This is a genomic window from Actinomycetota bacterium, assembly GCA_030774015.1.
Taxonomy (GTDB): domain Bacteria; phylum Actinomycetota; class UBA4738; order UBA4738; family JACQTL01; genus JALYLZ01.
In genome coordinates this window covers 60,613-81,132 of the sequence record JALYLZ010000117.1, presented here as the reverse complement: position 1 = coordinate 81,132, position 20,520 = coordinate 60,613, and the positions used below count along the sequence as shown (strand labels likewise).

11 protein-coding genes are annotated in these 20,520 nt (G+C 70.5%); all 11 read left to right on the top strand.

What is annotated here, in order from left to right; all coding sequences use genetic code 11:
• Positions 1-123: 123 nt before the first annotated feature.
• The 11 genes from M3Q23_11700 to M3Q23_11650 all read left to right on the top strand — a co-directional run bounded on the left by M3Q23_11700 (position 124) and on the right by M3Q23_11650 (position 20,512).
• Complete coding sequence (locus M3Q23_11700) at positions 124-2,088, top strand: alpha-1,4-glucan--maltose-1-phosphate maltosyltransferase (GenBank protein ID MDP9342729.1); 1,965 nt, start codon at positions 124-126, stop codon at positions 2,086-2,088.
• Entirely contained in the window at positions 2,088-5,468 is a 3,381-nt protein-coding gene (gene treS / locus M3Q23_11695; GenBank protein MDP9342728.1) for a maltose alpha-D-glucosyltransferase, read from the top strand. Before M3Q23_11700 ends, treS begins: the two co-directional genes overlap by 1 nt.
• 49 nt (positions 5,469-5,517) lie before the next feature.
• Positions 5,518-7,632, top strand: coding sequence for a 4-alpha-glucanotransferase (gene malQ / locus M3Q23_11690; GenBank protein MDP9342727.1), 2,115 nt, complete (start codon positions 5,518-5,520; stop codon positions 7,630-7,632).
• Positions 7,633-7,636: 4 nt separating this feature from the next.
• Positions 7,637-9,565, top strand: coding sequence for a 1,4-alpha-glucan branching protein GlgB (glgB, locus tag M3Q23_11685; GenBank protein ID MDP9342726.1), 1,929 nt, complete (start codon positions 7,637-7,639; stop codon positions 9,563-9,565).
• A gap of 23 nt (positions 9,566-9,588) precedes the next feature.
• Entirely contained in the window at positions 9,589-11,400 is a 1,812-nt protein-coding gene (gene treZ / locus M3Q23_11680; protein ID MDP9342725.1) for a malto-oligosyltrehalose trehalohydrolase, read from the top strand.
• Positions 11,401-11,413: 13 nt separating this feature from the next.
• Positions 11,414-13,525, top strand: a complete 2,112-nt coding sequence (gene glgX / locus M3Q23_11675) for a glycogen debranching protein GlgX (GenBank protein ID MDP9342724.1) — start codon at positions 11,414-11,416, stop codon at positions 13,523-13,525.
• Positions 13,526-13,547: 22 nt separating this feature from the next.
• Positions 13,548-16,145, top strand: a complete 2,598-nt coding sequence (gene treY / locus M3Q23_11670) for a malto-oligosyltrehalose synthase (GenBank protein MDP9342723.1) — start codon at positions 13,548-13,550, stop codon at positions 16,143-16,145.
• 52 nt (positions 16,146-16,197) lie between these two features.
• On the top strand, positions 16,198-17,478 hold the full coding sequence (locus M3Q23_11665) for an MFS transporter (protein ID MDP9342722.1): 1,281 nt from the start codon (positions 16,198-16,200) through the stop codon (positions 17,476-17,478).
• Positions 17,475-18,032, top strand: a complete 558-nt coding sequence (locus M3Q23_11660; GenBank protein MDP9342721.1) for a hypothetical protein — start codon at positions 17,475-17,477, stop codon at positions 18,030-18,032. The genes M3Q23_11665 and M3Q23_11660 overlap by 4 nt, the downstream gene beginning before the upstream one ends.
• A gap of 427 nt (positions 18,033-18,459) precedes the next feature.
• Positions 18,460-19,614: a hypothetical protein gene (locus tag M3Q23_11655; GenBank protein ID MDP9342720.1), complete on the top strand. Its 1,155-nt coding sequence runs from the start codon at positions 18,460-18,462 to the stop codon at positions 19,612-19,614.
• A 25-nt stretch (positions 19,615-19,639) separates the two neighbouring features.
• The gene (locus M3Q23_11650) at positions 19,640-20,512 is read left to right on the top strand and encodes an SDR family NAD(P)-dependent oxidoreductase (protein MDP9342719.1); all 873 of its coding nucleotides are present in this window, start codon (positions 19,640-19,642) and stop codon (positions 20,510-20,512) included.
• Positions 20,513-20,520: the final 8 nt, after the last annotated feature.

The following is a 20,520-nucleotide window of genomic DNA, read 5'->3' as shown; positions in this document are numbered from 1 at the left end:
GCCAGGCGCGTTGACGTGGCCGGCGCTGCTCGATCATGCCCCCCACGCTTCCGGCTATCGTGATACACGGTGCCCACGACGCGTCGAACGGCCTCGTCCGAGCCGCCCCGACGCCTTCCGGACGTGCCAGAGGGACGGCGTCGGGTGGTCATCGAAGGGGTGACCCCCGAGATCGACGGGGGCCGTTTCCCCATCAAGCGAGTGGTCGGCGAGACGGTGGCCGTGGAGGCCGACGTGTTCGCCGACGGGCACGATCAGCTGGCCTGCGTCCTGCGATACCGGCGGGACGAGGACCCGCTGTGGTCGGAGTGCGCCATGGAGCCGATCGGCAACGACCGGTGGCGGGGCGAGTTCACCGTTGCCGAGCTTGGCCGGTACCGCTACACGCTCCGGGGCTGGATCGACCGGTTCGGCAGCTGGCGCCGGGACACCTCCGTGAAGATCGAGGCCGGGCAGGACGTCACCGTCGAGCTGCTGGCCGGGGCGGAAATGGTGGAGCGGGCCGCGGGACGCGCGGTCGGCGCCGACCGCAAGGCCCTCCGCGAGTTCGCCGCCGACCTCCGTTCGGGCGGGCCCCTCGGGGAGAAGGCCGCGCTCTCGGTCGAGCTGGCCGAGCGCATGGAGCAGCACCCGGACCGCCGCTTCTCCACGGCCTACGGCAGGGAGCTGGAGGTCGTGGTGGACCGGGAACGGGCCCGGTTCGGAGCGTGGTACGAGCTCTTCCCCCGGTCCACCAGCCCCGACCCCAAGCGGCCGGGGACGCTCCGCGACACCGTCAAATGGCTGCCGTACGTGGCCGAGATGGGGTTCGACGTGCTGTACCTGCCGCCGGTCCACCCGATCGGGCGGACCCACCGAAAAGGCAGGAACAACGACCCGAGGGGCGGCCCGGGCGACCCCGGGAGCCCGTGGGCCATCGGGGCCGAGGAGGGCGGGCACACCGCCATCCATCCCGACCTCGGCACGTTCGAGGACTTCGACGCGCTGGTCGCCGCGGCCCGCGACCACGGCCTCGAGATCGCCATGGACGTGGCCTACCAGTGCTCGCCCGACCACCCGTGGGTCAAGGAGCACCCGGAGTGGTTCCGCCGCCGGCCCGACGGCTCCATCCAGTACGCCGAGAACCCGCCCAAGAAGTACCAGGACATCTTCCCGCTCGATTTCGAGACCGGCGCCTGGCGGGAGCTGTGGGCCGAGCTGCGGGCGGTCATGGAGTTCTGGATCGCCCGCGGCGTCCGGATCTTCCGGGTCGACAACCCCCACACCAAGTCGCTGCGGTTCTGGGGGTGGGTCATCCGTGAGCTGAAGGACGAGCACCCGGAGCTGATCTTCCTGTCCGAGGCGTTCACCCGTCCCCGGCTGATGTACGGCCTGGCCAAGCTGGGGTTCACCCAGTCCTACACGTACTTCGCCTGGAGGAGCACGAAGCCGGAGCTCACCGACTACTTCACCGAGCTCACCCGGACCGAGGTCCGGGAGTACTTCCGCCCGAACCTGTGGCCGAACACGCCGGACATCCTGACGGCGGAGCTCCAGACCGGGTACCGGTCGACGTTCATGGCCCGGCTGGTGCTCGCCGCCACGCTGGGCGCCAGCTACGGCATCTACGGGCCCGCCTACGAGCTGATGGAGCACGACCCGATCTCCCCCGGGAAGGAGGAATACCGCAACTCCGAGAAATACGAGATCCGCCACTGGAACCTGACGGATCCCCGGAGCCTGGCCCCTTTCATCGCCGCGGTGAACCGGGCCCGCCACGAGAACCCGGCGCTCCAGGCCGACCGGGACCTGGTGTTCCATCCCACCACGAACGACATGCTGATCGCGTACAGCAAGGCCACGGCCGACCGGTCCAACGTGGTGCTGACCGTGGTCAACCTGGACCCGGTGCACCGCCAGTCGGGATGGCTGCACCTGTGGCTGGACGACCTCGGCGCACCGAGGGACGAGCCGTACGTGGTGGACGACCTCCTGACCGGGGCGCGGTACCTGTGGCGCGGTTCCGCCAACTACGTCGAGCTCGACCCGTCCCTCGTCCCGGTGCACATCCTGCGGGTGGGCTCCGTCGAATCACCGGGGGCGGCCTGATGCCCCGCCGTGCCGTTCGCGCCCGCAAGCCGGAGGCCGACACCAGCATGTCCCAGTGGTACAAGGACGCGATCGTCTACGAGCTCCACGTCCGGGCCTACGCCGACGCCGACGGGGACGGCATCGGCGACCTTCGGGGCCTGGTCCGCAAGCTCGACTACCTCCAGGACCTCGGCATCACCGCGCTCTGGCTGCTGCCGTTCTATCCGTCCCCGCTACGCGACGACGGCTACGACATCTCGATGTACAAGGGGATCCACCCCTCCTACGGGGCCCTCCGCGACTTCCGCTACCTGCTCCGCGAGGCGCACGAACGGGGGCTCCAGGTGATCACCGAGCTGGTGCTGAACCACACCTCGGACCAGCACCCGTGGTTCCAGCGGGCTCGCCGGGCCAAGCCCGGATCGGCCGCCCGGGACTTCTACGTGTGGAGCGACACGCCCGACCGGTACCGGGAAGCCCGGATCATCTTCCAGGACTTCGAGCACTCCAACTGGACGTGGGACCCCGTGGCGAAGGCGTACTTCTGGCACCGGTTCTACGGGCACCAGCCCGACCTCAACTACGACAACCCCGAGGTCCGCCGGGCCATGCTGGGCGTGCTGGACTTCTGGCTGGACATGGGCGTCGACGGGCTCCGCCTGGACGCCGTGCCCTACCTGTTCGAACGGGAGGGGACGACCTGCGAGAACCTCCCCGAGACCATGGACTTCCTGCGCGACCTCCGGAGCCACGTCGACGAGCGGTTCCCGAACCGGATGCTGCTGGCCGAGGCCAACCAGTGGCCCGAGGACGCCGTGGCCTACTTCGGGAAGGGCGACATGTGCCACATGGCGTTCCATTTCCCGCTGATGCCCCGGATGTTCATGGCCATCCGCCAGGAGGACCGGTTCCCCATCATCGACATCCTGGGCCAGACCCCCCCCATCCCGGACGCCGCCCAGTGGGCGCTGTTCCTGCGCAACCACGACGAGCTGACCCTCGAGATGGTCACCGACGAGGAGCGCGACTACATGTACCGGGTCTACGCGGAGGACCGCCAGGCCCGGGTCAACCTGGGGATCCGCCGCCGGCTCGCTCCGCTGCTGGGGAACGACCGCAAGGTCATCGAGATGATGAACGGCCTGCTGTTCTCCATGCCCGGCACGCCGGTCGTCTACTACGGCGACGAGGTCGGGATGGGCGACAACATCTACCTCGGCGACCGCAACGGCGTGCGCACGCCCATGCAGTGGTCGGCGGACCGCAACGCCGGGTTCTCCCGCGCCAACCCCCAGCGGCTGTACCTGCCCGTGAACATCGACCCCGAGTACCACTACGAGTCCCTGAACGTGGAGGCCCAGCAGAACAACCCGAACTCGCTGCTGTGGTGGATGAAGCGGATGATCGCCCTTCGCAAACGCTACAGGGCGTTCGGCCGGGGCTCCATGGAGTTCCTGTACCCGGAGAACCGCAAGGTGCTGGTGTTCGTGCGCCGGTACGGCGACGAGCGGATCCTGGTGGTGGCGAACCTGTCCCGGCACGCCCAGTACGTCGAGCTGGACCTGTCCGAGTTCAAGAGCGCGGTCCCGGTGGAGCTGTTCGGGCACACGGAGTTCCCGGCCATCGGCGAGCTGCCCTACTTCGTGACGCTCGGGCCGCACGCCTTCTACTGGTTCTCGCTCGAGCCTCAGCAGGCGGCGGCCAGCTCGGAGCCGCAGATCCCCGTCCTGGAGGTCACGGGAGCCTGGCAGGGGTTGCTGGGCAAGGGGGCTCGGAACCAGCTGGAGGAGATCCTGCCCTCGTACCTGAAGGCCAGGCGGTGGTTCGGGGCCAAGGCCCGGCGGGTCCGGTCCGCGCAGATCGTGGAGGTGGTCCCGGTGCCGGCGGACTGGCCGGCGCACCGTGGCGGCGACGGCTCGGCCCCCAGCCGGAAGGCGGCGGACCCGGCCGGGTACCTCACGCTGGTGCGGGTGGAGTTCAACGAGGGCGATCCCGAGACCTACGTGCTGCCGCTCGCGCTGGCGTCGGAGCGGCGCACCAGGGAGCTGCGGGAGGGACATCCCTACGCCGTGGTGGCCATGGTGACCACCCCGGAGGGTCCGCGGGCCCTGATCGACGGCCTGTGGGACCAGGAGGTCTGCATCGGGCTCCTGCACGCCATCGCCCGGCGCCGCCGGTCCCAGGGCGAACGCGGGGACGTCATCGCCGCACGGACCCCGGCGTTTCGGGAGCTCCGCGGCTCCGGCCGCGACCATCAGCCCGTGGTGATGTCCGCGGAGCAGAGCAACACGTCCGTGCTGTTCGGGGACCGGTTCGTGCTGAAGATCTTCCGGAGGCCCGACCAGGGGGTGAACCCGGACCTCGAGGTGGGCCGGTATCTCACCGCCCGGGGGTTCCCCCACGTGCCCCAGGTGGGAGGCCACATCGACTACCGGGAGGGGCAGTCGGAGTCCATGACCCTCGCCGTGCTGGCCGGGTTCGTGGCGAACGAGGGCGACGCGTGGGCCTACACGCAGGACGCCCTGGACAGCTACCTGGACGAGGCCCGGGCCCGCCGCCTGACCCCGGACGTCATGGACCTGACCGAGGGACACCCGGCGCTGCTCGCGCTGGCGGAGTCCGACATCCCGAACCTGGCCCGGGAGACCATCGGCCCGTACCTGGAGTCGACCCGCCGCCTCGGCCAGCGGACCGCCGAGCTGCACCTGGCCCTGGCCCAGCCCACGGAGGACGCCAACTTCGCCCCCGAGCCCTTCACGCCGCTGCTCCAGCGGTCGCTGTACCAGTCCATCCGCAACGAGACCTCCCGGACCTTCCGGCTGCTGCGATCCCGGGCCACCGACCTCCCGGACGTGAAGCCCGTCCTGGACCTGGAGCCCCAGATCCTGTCCCGGCTGGGCCGGCTGCTCAACACCCGGATCCAGGCCAGCCGCATCCGCATCCACGGTGACTACCACCTGGGGCAGATCCTGTGGACGGGCAAGGACTTCGTCATCATCGACTTCGAGGGGGAGCCGGCGGTGCCCCTCAGCCAGCGGCGGATCAAGCACAGCCCGCTCCGCGACGTCGCGGGGATGGTTCGCTCGTTCCACTACGCGGCGTACACCGCGCTCGGACGGCTGGCGGAGGCGACCTCGCGCCCCGAGGACCTCTCCGCCGTGGAGCCCTGGATCGAGCTGTGGTACCGCTCGGTCTCCGCCACCTTCCTGCGCGCCTACCTGGAGACCGCGGGGTCGTCGCCGGTCCTTCCCCAGGAACGCCCGCAGCTCGAGCTGCTGCTGGAGTCCCTGATGCTGGCCAAGGCCGTGTACGAGCTGCGGTACGAGGCCAACAACCGCCCGGAGTGGATCCACATCCCGGTCCGCGGCACCCTCGACCTGCTGGGCCTCGACCGGTGAGCGCCCGGATCGCCTCGTGAGCGCAGGGTGAGCGCAGGGTGAGCGCAGGGTGAGCGAAGCCGCCCGGGCCCGCCGGGGAGACCGGCCGCCGCCGCGCGACCTCCGGAAGCTGGCCCAGCTCTACGGTGTCCAGACCAGCTTCACCGACACCGAGAAGCGCCGCCGGCGAGCCTCCGCGGACGCCCTGACCGCGGTGCTGAGGAGCATGGGCGTGGCCGCCGGGACGGCCGCCGAGGTGAAGGAGGCGCTGCGGGAGCGCTCCGCGGCGAGCTGGGCCAGGCCCCTCGAGCCGGTGGTGGTGGCGTGGCAGGGTGAGGCCAACACCTTCGAGGTCCGCCTTCCGGCACGGGGCCGGGGCCCGGGAGCGGGCGTCCGGGGCCGGATCGAGCTCGAGGGTGGCGGCGGGAACGTGCTCTTGAGCGAGGCGGCTTCCGTGAATGGTGTGGACGCCGAGGGCCGGGTGGTGGAGGTGCCGCTGCCACCGCTCCCTCTCGGCTACCACCGGCTGTTCCTCGACCGGCCCCGGGCCTCCGCCCTGGTCATCTCCGCCCCCATGCGGTGCCCCACTCCCGACATCCGGCTGTGGGGCATGTTCCTGCCGCTGTACGCCCTCCGGACCGGCCGGAGCTGGGGCACAGCCGACTTCACCGATCTCTCGGCCCTGCTGGACTGGGCGGGGACGCTCGGGGCGAGCACCGTCGGGACGCTCCCCCTGTTGGCGTCGTTCCTGGACCAGGAGGATCCCTTCGAGCCCAGCCCGTACTCGCCGGCCAGCCGGCTGTTCTGGAACGAGCTGTACCTGGACGTGGAAGGGATCCCGGACCTGGAGGGGTCGCCGGAGGCGCGGGAGCTCCTGTCGTCCCCGGCGCTCCGGCGGCGGGTCCGGGGGCTCCGCGCTGCCGACATCGTCGACTACCGGTCGTCCATGGCGGCGAAGCGAGGGGTGCTGGAAGCCCTGGCCCGTTCCGTGTTCGCGGAGGCATCGGGCCGGCGTGCCGCCGTGGAGCAGTTGGCCCGCTCCCGGCCTGCCCTCGCCGACTACGCCCGCTTCCGCGCGGCCATCGCGCACTTCGGCGCGCCGTGGCAGGAGTGGCCGGGGCCCGCGCGCGGCGGGAAGCTCGCGTCCCGGCACGTCCCCGAGGACGAGCGCCGGTACCACCTGTACGTCCAGTTCCTGGCGGAGGAGCAGCTGGCCCGGGTCGCCGGGGCCAATCGCGGCCCGGGGACCGGCCTGTACCTGGACATGCCGCTCGGCGTCCATCCCTCCAGCTACGACACGTGGCGCGAGCGCGACGCATTCGCCCGGGACGCCTCCGGCGGAGCGCCGCCCGACTCGTTCTTCGGGGGCGGACAGAACTGGGGCTTCCCGCCGCTGCATCCGGAGCGGATCCGGGAGCAGGAGTACCGCTACCCCATCGCCAGCATCCGGCACCTCCTGCGGCTGGCCGGCGTGCTGCGTCTCGACCACGTGATGGGACTGCACCGGCTGTACTGGGTGCCGTACGGCCTCGACGCCACCCAGGGCGTGTACGTGCGGTACCGGGCCGAGGAGATGTACGCGATCCTCACCCTGGAGGCCGCCCGGGCCAGCGCCCTGGTGTCGGGCGAGGACCTCGGGACCGTACCGCCCAGTGTCCGCGCCGCCATGGCCCGCCACGGCGTCCACCGGACCCACGTGCTCCAGCTGGAAGCGATCGATCCGGAGGACGTCCTGCCGACCCCGCCTCGAGGGTCCGTGGCGTCGCTGAACACCCACGACATGTGGCCGTTCGCGTCGTTCTGGACCGCCGCGGACATCGACGAAGGGGAGTCGCTGGGGTACCCGAAAGCCGCCGCCCGGCGGGCCCGGGAGGGGCGCGCCGAGATACGCCGGGCCATGCTGGCGGCGCTGCGGGAAGCCGGGTTCCTCCGGCGGACTCGGGGCGTCACCACCGAGGAAGCCCTGCACGCCTGCCTGTCCTTCCTGGCCGCGAGCCCGGCCCGCCTGGCCGTGGCGAACCTCGAGGACCTGTGGGGGGAGGATCGGCCCCACAACCATCCCGGGACGTGGCGGGAGCGTCCCAACTGGCGGCGCAAGGCCGCCCTCGATTTCGAGGCGTTTCGCAAGCTTCCGGGCGTGGTGGGTACGCTGTCGGGGATGGACCGGCTGCGGAGAGGCACGTGAGACGATGAGCCAGCGGACGGAGGACGCCGTGCGCCAGCAGACCCTCCTGACGGACCAGGACCTGTACCTGTTCAACGAGGGAACCCACGGACGCCTCCAGGAGAAGCTGGGGGCGCACGTGGTGGCCACGGCGGAGGCCAGCGGCACGCACTTCGCGGTGTGGGCCCCCAATGCCGAGTCGGTGTCCGTGGTCGGCGACTTCAACGGCTGGGACCCCGGCTCCCACCCTCTGGGCCCGGTGGGCTCCTCCGGGATCTGGGCGGGGATCGTCCCCGGCGTGGGGGCGGGATCGCTGTACAAGTTCCACATCGTCCGCCGCGGCGGCGGATACCGCGTGAACAAGAGCGACCCGTACGGGCTGTTCTTCGAGACGCCGCCCCGAACGGCCGCCGTGGTGTGGGACCTGTCCTACGAATGGGGTGACGGCGACTGGATGGGAGGCCGCCGCGAGCGGAACTCGCTCGGCTCCCCCATGTCCATCTACGAGGTCCACCTGGGGTCGTGGATGCGCGATCCGGCCGACCCGAACCGGTTCCTGAGCTACCGGGAGCTCGCGCCGCGCCTGGCCGACTACGCCTCGAAGCTGGGGTTCACCCACGTCGAGCTGATGCCGGTGATGGAGCACCCCTTCTACGGCTCGTGGGGATACCAGTGCACCGGCTACTTCGCCCCCAGCAGCCGGTACGGCACCCCCCAGGACTTCATGTGGATGGTGGACACGCTGCACCAGGCCGGGATCGGGGTGATCCTGGACTGGGTGCCCTCGCACTTCCCCACGGACGAGTTCGCCCTGGGCTACTTCGACGGCACCCACCTGTACGAGCACGCCGATCCGCGCAAGGGCTTCCATCCCGACTGGAACAGCTACATCTTCAACTACGGGCGCAGCGAGGTCCGCTCGTTCCTGCTGTCGTCCGCGCTGCACTGGCTGAGCACCTACCACGCCGACGGCCTGCGAGTGGATGCGGTGGCCTCGATGCTGTACCTGGACTACTCGCGCAAGGCCGGCGAGTGGATCCCGAACGAGTACGGGGGCCGCGAGAACCTGGACGCCATCTCCTTCCTGCGAACCATGAACGAGCACGTCTACCGCGAGCACCCGGACACCCAGACCATGGCCGAGGAGTCGACCTCGTGGCCCATGGTGTCCCGGCCCGTCTACGTTGGCGGGCTCGGGTTCGGGCTGAAGTGGGACATGGGGTGGATGCACGACAGCCTGGACTACATGGCCAACGACCCCGTCCACCGGCGGTTCCACCACAACCGCCTGACCTTCCGCCAGCTGTACGCGTTCACCGAGAACTTCGTGCTGCCGCTGTCGCACGACGAGGTCGTCCACGGGAAGGGCTCCCTGATCGGGAAGATGCCGGGAGACGAGTGGCAGCGGTTCGCCAACCTCCGGCTCCTGCTCGGCTACATGTACTCACAGCCGGGGAAGAAGCTGCTGTTCATGGGCGGCGAGTTCGGCCAGTACGCGGAGTGGAACCACGACCGCAGCCTGGACTGGCACCTCCTGGAGCACGCCCCCCACGCCGGGCTCCAGCGGTGGACCCGCGACCTCAACGTCAGGCACCGGGAGGAGACCGCCCTGTACGAGCTCGACACCGACCCGGCCGGCTTCCAGTGGGTGGACGCGAACGACAGCGAGCACAGCGTGGTGTCGTTCCTGCGGCTGGACCGCTCCGGCCGGGCCGTCCTGGTGGTGTGCAACTTCACGCCCGTTCCCCGCGCGGGCTACCGGGTCGGCGTGCCATACGGCGGCTTTTGGCGGGAGATCCTGAACAGCGACGCCGGCGAGTTTGGCGGCAGCGGGTGGGGCAACTACGGCGGCGTCGAGGCGGAGTCGTGGTCCGTGCACGGGCGGCCGTTCTCGGTGTCGCTTACGCTTCCCCCGCTGGGCTGCGTCTTTCTCGAGGGAGAGGGGACCCAATAGCTACGTTCGACGCGCCGGGGGCCGTGGCCTCTCCCGACGGCAGCGCGCGGTTCCTGGTGTGGGCCCCTCGCGCCGAATCGGTGGATGTCGTCCTGCTGGGCGATCCGGAACGCACGGTCCCGCTGGAGCGGGGCGAGCACGGGTACTTCGCGGGCACGGCCGACGGCGTCGGCCCGGGCGCCCGGTACCGCTTCCGGCTGAGCGGCGATCGGGACCTCCCGGATCCCGCGTCCCGATCCCAGCCGGAGGGCGTCCACGGCGCCTCAGAGGTGGTCGGGTCCCCCGAGGACGGCTGGGACGACCACGGATGGCAGGGCCCGCCGTTCGAGGATTACGTGGTGTACGAGCTGCACGTCGGGACGTTCACGGAGCAGGGGACGTTCGACGCGGCGGCCCTGTACCTGGACGGGCTGGTGGACCTCGGCATCACGGCCGTGGAGGTCATGCCCATCGCGCAGTTCCCCGGCTCCCGGAACTGGGGGTACGACGGGGTATTCCCGTATGCGGCCCAGGACAGCTACGGCGGGCCGGAGGCGTTTCGCCGGTTCGTGGCGGAGTGCCACCGGCGCGGCCTCGCGGTCGTCCTCGACGTCGTCTACAACCACCTGGGCCCCGAGGGGAACGTCCTGGGGGAGTTCGGGCCGTACTTCTCCGATCGGTACCGCCAGGCCTGGGGGAAGGCGATCAACTTCGACGGACCGGGCTCCGACGAGGTCCGGCGGTTCTTCCTGGGAAGCGCGCTCCAGTGGCTGGAGGAGTTCCACGCCGACGCCCTTCGCATCGACGCCATGCACGCCATCCTGGACTCCTCCGCCCGCCCCTTCCTCCAGGAGCTGGCGGAGGCCGTGGACGAGCTGTCCGGCCGGCTGGGGCGGCCCCTGTACCTCGTGGCCGAGTCAGATCTGAACGACGCCCGCTTCGTCACCCCGGTCGGCCAGGGCGGCGTGGGGCTGCACGCCCAGTGGAACGACGACTTCCACCACGCCCTGCACGCGCTGCTGACGGGTGAGCGCGGTGGCTACTACCTCGACTTCGGGACGGTCGGGCATCTGGCCAGGGCGTTCACCGACGGCTACGTCTACCAGGGCGAGTACTCGGCGTTCCGGGACCGCCGCCACGGGAACTCATCCCGGAGCGTCCCCGCCGGACGGCTGGTGGTGTTCTCCCAGAACCACGACCAGGTCGGCAACCGGGCCCGGGGGGACCGGCTGTCCACGCTGGTGTCGGTGGAGGCCCAGAAGCTGGCCTCCGGTGTGGTCGCGCTGTCCCCGTACGTGCCGTTGCTGTTCATGGGCCAGGAGTACGGCGAGACCGCGCCGTTCCCCTACTTCATCAGCCTGTCGGACCCCAAGCTGGTGCGGTCGGTCCAGCGGGGCCGGACCGCCGAGTTCGAGTCCTTCGGATGGTCCCGCGAGGTCCTGGATCCGCAGGACGAGGCCACCTTCGCGTCGGCCCGCCTCGATCGCACCCTTCGAGAGTTGGAGCCGCACCGCTCGCTGCTGGAGTTCCACCGGGAGCTCCTGGCGCTGCGGCGGGGCCACCCCGCGCTGGCCCACCTGTCCAAGCAGGACATGGCGGTGTCGGCCGACGACGAGGCCGGGGTCCTGATGGCCCGGCGTCGGAGCGGGACCAACGAGGTCCTGGCCGTGTTCCACTTCGGCGATGGCGCCCGGGTTGCCGTGGCGGGGCTGGAAGGCCGGTGGCAGAAGCTGATGGACTCCGCCGACGAACGGTGGGGCGGCCCCGGCTCCCAGACGCCCGACGAGCTGGGCCAGGACGAACGGCTCCAGCTCGGACCCACGTCCTTCGTGTTGTACGGCCGCACCGGCGGGTAGGTCAGAAGCACTCGTGCGAGTCTGGCCGGGGACCCCTTATCCGCTCGGCGCCACGTGGGACGGCGAGGGCGTGAACTTCTCGATCTTCTCCGAGCACGCCACGGGCGTGGAGCTGTGCCTGTTCGACGGTCACCACGACGACCGGCCCTCCCACCGCATCCCCCTGCGCGAGCGCACCGACCTCATCTGGCACGCGTACCTGCCGGACGCCGGTCCCGGACAGCTCTACGGGTACCGGGTGGACGGCCCGTACCAGCCCGAGCAGGGCCACCGGTTCAACCGGAACAAGCTGCTCATCGACCCCTACGCCAAGGCCATCAGCGGCACCATCCAGTGGGACGACACGCTGTACGGCTACACCATCGGGGCCGAGGACGAGGACCTGACCTGCGATCCGCGGGACAGCGCCGGCCGCATGCCGAAATGTGTCGTGATCGACGAGTCGTTCGTGTGGGGCGACGACCGCCCTCCCCGTACCCCGTGGAACCGGACGGTCATCTACGAGACGCACGTGCGCGGCACCACCATGCGCCACCCCGGCGTGCAGAATCGCGTCCGCGGCACGTTCCTGGGCATGGCGTCCGACCCCCTCATCGACCACCTCCGGGCGCTGGGGATCACGGCCGTGGAGCTGATGCCCGTCCACCAGTTCGTCGCGGACCGGCGGCTGGTGGAGACGGGCCTCACCAACTACTGGGGCTACAACTCCATCGCGTTCTTCGCCCCGCATTCCGGCTACGCCACCGCGGGGCTGGGCCAGCAGGTCCACGAGTTCAAGTCGATGGTGAAGACCCTGCACCGGGCCGGGATCGAGGTGATCATCGACGTGGTCTACAACCACACCGGCGAGGGCAACCACCTTGGCCCCACGCTGTCCCTTCGCGGCATCGACAACCGCGCCTACTACCGCCTGCTCGCGGAGGATCCCCGCTACTACATGGACTTCACCGGCACCGGGAACAGCCTGAACATGCTGCACCCCCGGACCATCCAGCTGATCATGGACAGCCTCCGGTACTGGATCACGGACATGCACGTGGATGGGTTCCGGTTCGACCTGGCGCCGGTGCTGGCCCGGGAGCTTTACGAGGTGAACCGCCTGGGGACGTTCTTCGACATCATCCAGCAGGACCCGATCATCTCCCAGGTCAAGCTCATCGCCGAGCCGTGGGACGTCGGCCCGGGCGGCTACCAGGTCGGGAACTTCCCGGTCGGTTGGGCCGAGTGGAACGGGAAGTACCGCGACTGCGTCCGGAAGTTCTGGCGGGGCGACCCGGGACAGGTGCCGGAGCTGGCCTCCCGGCTGTCCGGCTCCAGCGACCTGTACGCGGCGAGCGGCCGGCGGACCTATGGCTCGATCAACTTCGTGACCGCCCACGACGGGTTCACCCTCCAGGACCTGGTGAGCTACGACCACAAGCACAACGAGGCCAACGGCGAGGGGAACCGGGACGGCGCCGACGACAACTACAGCCGCAACTGGGGGGTCGAGGGGCCCACGGAGTCGGCCCCGGTCCTGCGGGTGCGCGAGCGCATGAAGCGGAACTTCGTGGCCACGCTGATCTTCTCCCAGGGCGTCCGGATGCTGCTGGGCGGCGACGAGATCGGCCGGACCCAGCATGGCAACAACAACCCCTACTGCCAGGACAACGAGATCAGCTGGTTCAACTGGGACTCCTCCGCCATCGACCGCGACCTGCTCCAGTTCACCCGCGAGGCCCTGGCCACCTTCCAGTCCAACCCGGTGCTCCGGCGGAGGTCGTTCTTCACCGGCGGCCCCATGTCGGGCGGGGTGAAGGACCTCACCTGGGTCCGCCCCGACGGCAACGAGATGACCGACGAGGACTGGGGCGATCCGGAGAACCGCATCCTCGGCATGCTCATCCACGGCCGCGCCACCGACGAGGTGGACGAGCGGGGCCGGCCCATCTTCGGCGACACGCTGCTGCTGCTGCTGAACGGGGGGAGCCGCTCCAAGCTGTTCACGCTGCCCAGGATCGAGCGGACCGGGATCTGGGAGGAGATGCTGAACACGGCCCGCCCGGGCAGCCATCCGGTCCGAAGGCCCACGGCGACCCTCCAGGCGCATTCGGTGATCCTGCTGCGCTGCCGCGAGACCGCGTAGTGCCCGGGACGGTGCGCCGGTAATGGCGGAGGGGCCCGCCCGACCGTCGGCCACCTACCGGCTCCAGCTCCAGCCCGGTTTCGGGTTCTCGCAAGCACGGGGCCTGGTCGGGTACCTGAAGGCGCTGGGCGTTTCCCACGTGTACCTGTCGCCCATCCTGGCCGCTCGCCCGAGAAGCACCCACGGCTACGACGTGGTCGACCCCACCCGGCTGAACCCGGAGCTCGGGACGCCCGAGGAGTTCGACGCGCTGAGCGATGCCCTCCGGGAGCACGGGATGGGCGTGGTGCTCGACATCGTGCCGAACCACATGGCCGCCGCCGAGGAGAACTCGTGGTGGATGGACGTGCTCCGAAACGGCCCGTCGTCACGGTTCGCCCGGGTCTTCGACATCGACTGGGCGGCCCAGGACGGAAAGGTGCTGCTGCCCATCCTGGGAAGGCCGTTCGGGGAGAGCCTGGAGCGGGGCGAGCTCCGGCTGGACGTGGAGGACGGCGAGGTGGTGCTGCGCTACTTCGAACACGCGCTTCCCCTTTCCCCCGAGTCGGTCGGGGGCCACTTCGGAGCGGGTCCGGACCCCGACGACGTGTACTGGCACAACGGTGTTCCGGGAGAGCCGGCCAGCTTCGACCGGCTCCAGGCGCTCCTGGACGAGCAGCACTACAGCCTGGCCCACTGGCGGGTGGCGGCGCGAGACATCAGCTACCGACGGTTCTTCGACATCACCGCCCTCATCTCGGTGCGGGTGGAGGACCCCGAGGTCTTCGAGCTCACCCACGCCCTGGTGCTGGAGCTGGTGAGGAACGGGAGAGTGGACGGGCTGCGGGTGGACCACGTCGACGGCCTGCACGACCCGAACCAGTACCTCCGGCGGCTCCGGTCGGCCGTAGGGGAGGCCGCGTTCCTGGTGGTCGAGAAGGTCCTCGGTCCTGGCGAGGACCTGGTGGGGGAATGGCCGGTGCAGGGGACCACCGGCTACGAGTTCGCCGAGTGGGCCGGGGGGCTGTTCGTCGATCCCGACGGCGTGCGGCGGTTCGAGCGGGTGGCCGCCGAGGGGGCCGGGTGGGAGGGGCCGTTCGTGGAGGTGGCGGCGGCCCGCAAGACCCAGGTGATGCGGTCGCTGTTCTCGGGGGAGCTGACCGCGCTGGTGCGAGAGCTGCACGCGCTGGCCCGGGCCGACCGGTACGCGCGGGACCTGTCGGTGGGTGAGCTGGCCACGGCCCTGTCCCTGGTGACGGCGCGGCTGTCGGTGTACCGCACGTACACCGCCGGGCCGGGGGTCCGAAGGGAGGACCGCCGCCGCATCGAGCGGGCCGTGCGGGAGGCGCGTGAGCGGTTGCCGCAGCCGGCCCACGCCGCGCTGGCGTTCCTGCGGCGGGTTCTGCTGCTGGACCTGGCCCCGAACGCCGCAGCGGAGGTGGCGGAGGGATGGCTGCGGTTCGTGCTGCGATGGCAGCGCCTCACCGGGCCCGTCACCGCGAAAGGCGTCGAGGACACCGCGATGTACGTGTTCCCGGGGCTGCTGTCCCGGAGCGAGGTGGGGGGCCACCCCGGGGAGCCGGCCCTTTCCGTCGAGGAGTTCCATGGCCGCATGCGGGGCAGGGGAAGGGAGTGGCCCCGGGGCCTCTCGGCGACGTCCACGCACGACACCAAGCGAAGCGAGGACGTCCGGGCCCGCATCTCGGTGCTCTCGGAGATCCCGGACGAGTTCGGCAGGCGAGTGGCGCGGTGGCGGAGGTGGAACGCGGGGCACGTTCGGACGGTCGGCGCCCGCCCCGTGCCCGATCCGGCCGAGGAGTGGCGACTGTACCAGACGCTGGTGGGAGCGTGGCCGCTCTCAGCGGAAGAGCAGGGCGGCTTCGTTCGGCGGATGCAGGACTACGCGGTGAAGGCGGCCAGGGAAGCCAAGGTGCACACCACCTGGCTCGCCCCCGACGAGGCCCACGAGCGCGCCCTCCGGGCCTTCGTCCGTTCCGTCCTGGCCACCTCGAACGAGCCGTTCCGCGGCGACCTGGAGGCGTTCCTGGAGCGTGTGGCGCTGGCCGGCGCGGTGAGCTCGCTGGCCCAGGTCGTGCTGAAGGCCACGGTGCCCGGCGTGCCCGACCTGTACCAGGGCACGGAGCTCTGGTCCCTCGCCCTGGTGGACCCGGACAACCGGCGGCCGGTCGACTTCACGCTGCGGACGCGGATGCTCGAGACGCTGGAAGGTGCCGATCCCGCCGAGCTGCTGGCGAGCTGGCCGGACGGGCGGATCAAGCTGTGGGTCACGAGAGCCGCCCTGCGCTTCCGGGCGGAGCATCCCGACCTATTCGCTCGGGGAACGCATGTGCCGCTCGAGGTCTCCGGCCCCCGACGCGACAATGTCGTCGCCTTCGCCCGCCGCCGGGGTCGCGACTGGTCCGTCACCCTCGCCCCGCGCCTGGTGGCCGGCATGACCGCCCACGGCCGCATGCCGCTCGGGCGTTCGTGGCGGGACACCACGATCGCGCTCCCGGAACGATCCCCCGACTGGTTCCGCGACGTGCTCACCGGCCAGGTCGTGGACGCGCGCGATGGAACGCTCCGCCTGGACACTGCGCTCCGCACGCTTCCGGTCGCCGTGCTGGCCGCTCCGCGCTGACCTTTCCCGCCACGGCCGATCAGGCGAGAATCTGCCCGCAAGGGGGGAGCGCATGGACGGCGAGGCGGATCAGGGCAGGGGTCGCTACCAGCGAAAGCTGATCGGGCTGCTGTCGGTGGCCACGTTCTTCGACGGCTACGACTCGTTCGTGCTGGCGCTGGTCCTTCCGCTGATCCTGGGCGACCTCGGCGGGTCGGAGACGCAAGCGGGTCTGGTCCGCGGCATCGTCGGCGTTGGCCAGGTCCTGGGGTTCCTGCTGGCGGCCCAGGCGGACCGAATCGGCCGGAGGCGACTGCTGCTGATCACGGTGGTCGGCTACACGGCCGGGACCATCCTCACCGCGGCGTCCCCCAACCTGGCTTGGCTGACCGCGGCGCAGTTCGTCGCGGAGACCTTCCTGGCCGCGGAGTGGGCCGTGGCCATCACCATCGTGGTCGAGGAGTTCTCTGCCGACCGCAGGGGCCGGGCTCTCGGGATCGTCACGTCGATGAACACGCTGGGTGGCATCTTCGTGGGGGTCCTGGCCTTCCTCGGGTTGCAGAACGCCCCGACCTCGTGGCGGACGTTCTACCTGGTCGGGATCGTGCCGCTGATCGTGATCGGCATCGCCCGGCGCGGGCTCCGTGAGACCGAGCGCTACGCCGCCGTGCGCGCGAGCGAGGCCGGCCAGCGCCTGGACCACACCAGCCTCCGGGAGCCCTGGCGGCCCGAGTACCGCTACAACCTGATGTCGGTCGGCCTGATGCACTTCTTCCGGTTCGCCGCCGTGTCCTCCGCGGTGTTTTGGTTCCCGTTCTACGCGCAGCAGGAGGTCGGGCTGTCGCTCTCGCTGACGGGCCTGTACATCGCGGCGGCGGGCATCCTGGGGGCGGTGGGGTTCCTCTCGGCCGGACGACTGATGGAGCGTTGGGGGCGCCGGCCCGTGTTCATCGGGTACGGAGCGGGGACCGTCGTGTGCGGGCTGGTGGTGTTCCAGGTGCACTCGGGCACGGTGATGCTCCCGTTCCTGTGCCTGGCCATCTTCTTCGGCCTGGGATCGGGCGCCATCACATCGGCGTTCTCCACGGAGTTCTTCCCGACGTACGTGCGGAGCCGGGCGGCCGCGTGGTGCCGGAACTCGTTCGAGATCCCGGGCGGCATCGTGGGACCTCTGGTGGTGGGGATCCTGGGCGACCACCGGAGCGGGCCGGTCGGATCGATCGGTGACGCCATGAGCCTGCTGCTGGTGGCCACGATGATCCCGGTGCTGGTCATCGCGTTCCGCTACCTCGGCGAGACGCGGAACGTGGACCTGGGCGCCATGGACCGCGCAGCCGCGGAGCGGATGCCGTGAACAGGAAGCGCCTGGTGGTCGGAGCAGCGCTGCTGCTGGCTCTCCTGCCCGCGTGCGGCGGGACCGACCGCCCGGAAGGAGTCGTCGAGCGGTGGCTGATCTCGCTGAACCAGGGCGCCGCCGGCAGGCCCAGCAGGTACGCCGTGGACGCGTTCAGCGAGCGCATTCTTCCCGGATGGCGCGGCCGAGACCCCGGGGATCTCGTCCTGATCGAGGTCGGGAAAGGCGAGCTCGTCCACCGCCCGTACGGGATCGGGGGAAAGGGCCAGTCCGCCCCGGAGTTCACCGTCGTCCCGCTCCGCGTCGAACGCGTCTCCGGCCGGCAATTCGAGCGCGAGGCCATCGTGGCCGAGGTCCGGGGAACGCTTCGGATCGTGGCGATGGGAACGCTCGAACCGGGCCTGCTCGTTCCCAGTCAGGGAGGGCAGCGCGTCGGCGGCGCCACCATCGGCCAGTGGCTGGCCGGCGTCGGCGTCGGCGTGGCCCTGGCCCTCCTCGTGGTCGCGCTGATGCGCCTCGTCCCGAAACCGGCACCGCTCCCCCGCAGGGAGTAGAAATCATGTGAACAGCGGCTCGTGCACAGAAGGGAGCCCGGAATGATCAGCCTGGTATGGGCGAGCCACCGGGGCAGGATCGCGTTCCTGGCCGCCCTCTCGTTGGTCCTGCTCGTGGGCATGTCGGGCTCCCGTGGAGCGGCGGCGCCGAACGCGGTCGGGCCCATCATGGAGTTCGCCATCCCCACGACGGGGAGCGTCCCCACCGGGATCGCCCCCGGATCCGACGGCAACCTGTGGTTCACCGAGTACGGGGGGAACCAGATCGGCCGTATCACCCCGGGGGGCCTCGTCACGGAGTTCCCGCTGCCCGAGGACGACCGGCACCCATCGGCGATCATCTCCGCCGGGCTCGAGACGCTTGTGTTCATCGAGGACGACCCCATCCCCGAGAGCCGGATCGCGAGTATCTCCGCCGTGGGAATCCTTGGTCAGGCGTTCGCAACCCGAGCGGAGGAACCCTGGGGGCGATCGCGTCGGGAACGGAGGCACCTGGTTCGCGGAGACCTCGGCCAACAAGATCGCGAACACCGCGGGGACGGAGGTCACCGTCCCGACGCCCGCCAGCCAGCCCACGGGGGTGACACCGGGGCCGGACGGCAGCATCTGGTTCATGGAGCTCGCCGGCAACAAGATCGGCCGGCTCGTGCCCACGACCCACGCCATCACGGAGTTCCCGATGCCGACCGCGAACAGCGCACCGAACCAGATCACGTTCGGCCCGGACGGAAACCTCTGGTTCACGGAGCTCGCCGGCAACAAGATCGGCCGGATCACGCCCAAGGACGCGATCATGGAATTCGCGGTGCCCACTCCCGGAAGCTCCCCGCGCGGGATCGTCACCGGGCCCGACCGGAACGTCTGGTTCACGGAGTACGCCGGCGGCAAGATCGGGCGGATCACCCCCGCCGGAGTGATCACCGAGTATCCCCTGCCCGACAGCCATGGAGCGCCGGCGATGATCGCGGCCGCCCCCGACGGGAGCGTGTGGTTCACCGACGATCGCGGGGGGAGCGGCGAGCCTGAGCAGATCGGGCGGATCCAGGTCACCGGCCCGGGCGTCTTCTTCCTCGACGGCGCCCCGGTGCCACGCACGATGAATGTGGCGCAGGGAACCACCGCCCGGTGGAACGTCTACGGCGGCTTCAAGGTCTCCATCGTCGACAGCTCCGGCATGGGGCTGTTCGCGTCGGGGACCAAGGGCCTGGGCTCCATGTACACCTTCACGTTCGTAGGGGCGGGCACCTACCGCTACTACAACGGTCTGGACGGTTCCGGTCCCAACGTCAGCGGTGCGATCGCCGTCCCCGTCCAGGCCAGCCCCACCAGCGGCACGACGTCCACGTCGTTCACCATCACGTGGTCCTCGGCGCCTCCTCCGTCCGGGTTCGTCTTCGACGTCCAGGTCAACGGCCCCACCGACGCCGACTTCGTCGACCTGTTGACGAACCAGACCGCGACCAGCACGACGTTCACGCCAAACGAGGGACCGGGTGGCTACTTCTTCCGGGCCCGCCTCAGGAAGACGTCCGACAACACGCATTCGAACTGGTCCCCGCCGGTGGCGATCGCAGTGAGTTGAGCTGACGAACGGTAGAGTCCCTCGGGTGGAGTCCGGGCGGCCTCCCTCTCGTGCTGTCCTCATCACCGGCTGTTCGTCCGGGATCGGGCGGGCCACGGCGGAGCGGTTCGCCCAGCGTGGCTGGACCGTCTACGCGTCGGCTCGCAACCTCGACTCGATCCGGGACCTCGAGGCATCCGGGTGCCGGATCCTGGCTCTGGACGTGACCTCGGAGCCATCCATGCGAGAGGCCGTCCAGGCGGTGGAAGGCGCCGAGGACGCCGTCGGCGTGCTGGTGAACAACGCCGGCTTCGGCCTGCATGGGGCCGCCGAGGAGGCCGACCTCGACGATGTCCGCCGGCAATTCGAGACGAACTTCTTCGGGCTGGCCCGCCTGACCCAGCTGGTGCTGCCCGGTATGCGGCGGCAGGGCTGGGGCAAGCTGGTGAACGTGAGCTCGATGGGCGGCCGGGTGACCTTCCCCGGTGGGGCCTTCTACCACGCGTCCAAGCATGCCGTGGAGGCGTTCAGCGACGTCCTCCGGTTCGAGGTCCGGCCGTTCGGGGTCGACGTGATCGTGATCGAGCCGGGGCTGGTGCAGTCGCGGTTCGCCGACACGGCCCTCGGCACCATCGGGGAGGCCACGCCGGAAAGCGACGATGCAGGGCCCTACGATGCCTTCAACGCGGGCCTCGCCGCGACGATCCACGGTGCGTACACCGGCCCCATGTCCCGGTTCGCGGTCAGCGCGGAGCGTGTGGCCCGAACGATCGAGCGCTCTGCCTCCGCGAAGCGAAGCGGCACCCGCTACGTCGTCCCCGGCCCCATCCGGGGCTTCCTGGTGCTCCGGAAGGTCCTCCCAGACCGGATGTACGACGCGATGCTCCGGACCTCCTACCGGCCGCCGTCGCCCTCCTGACCGAAGCG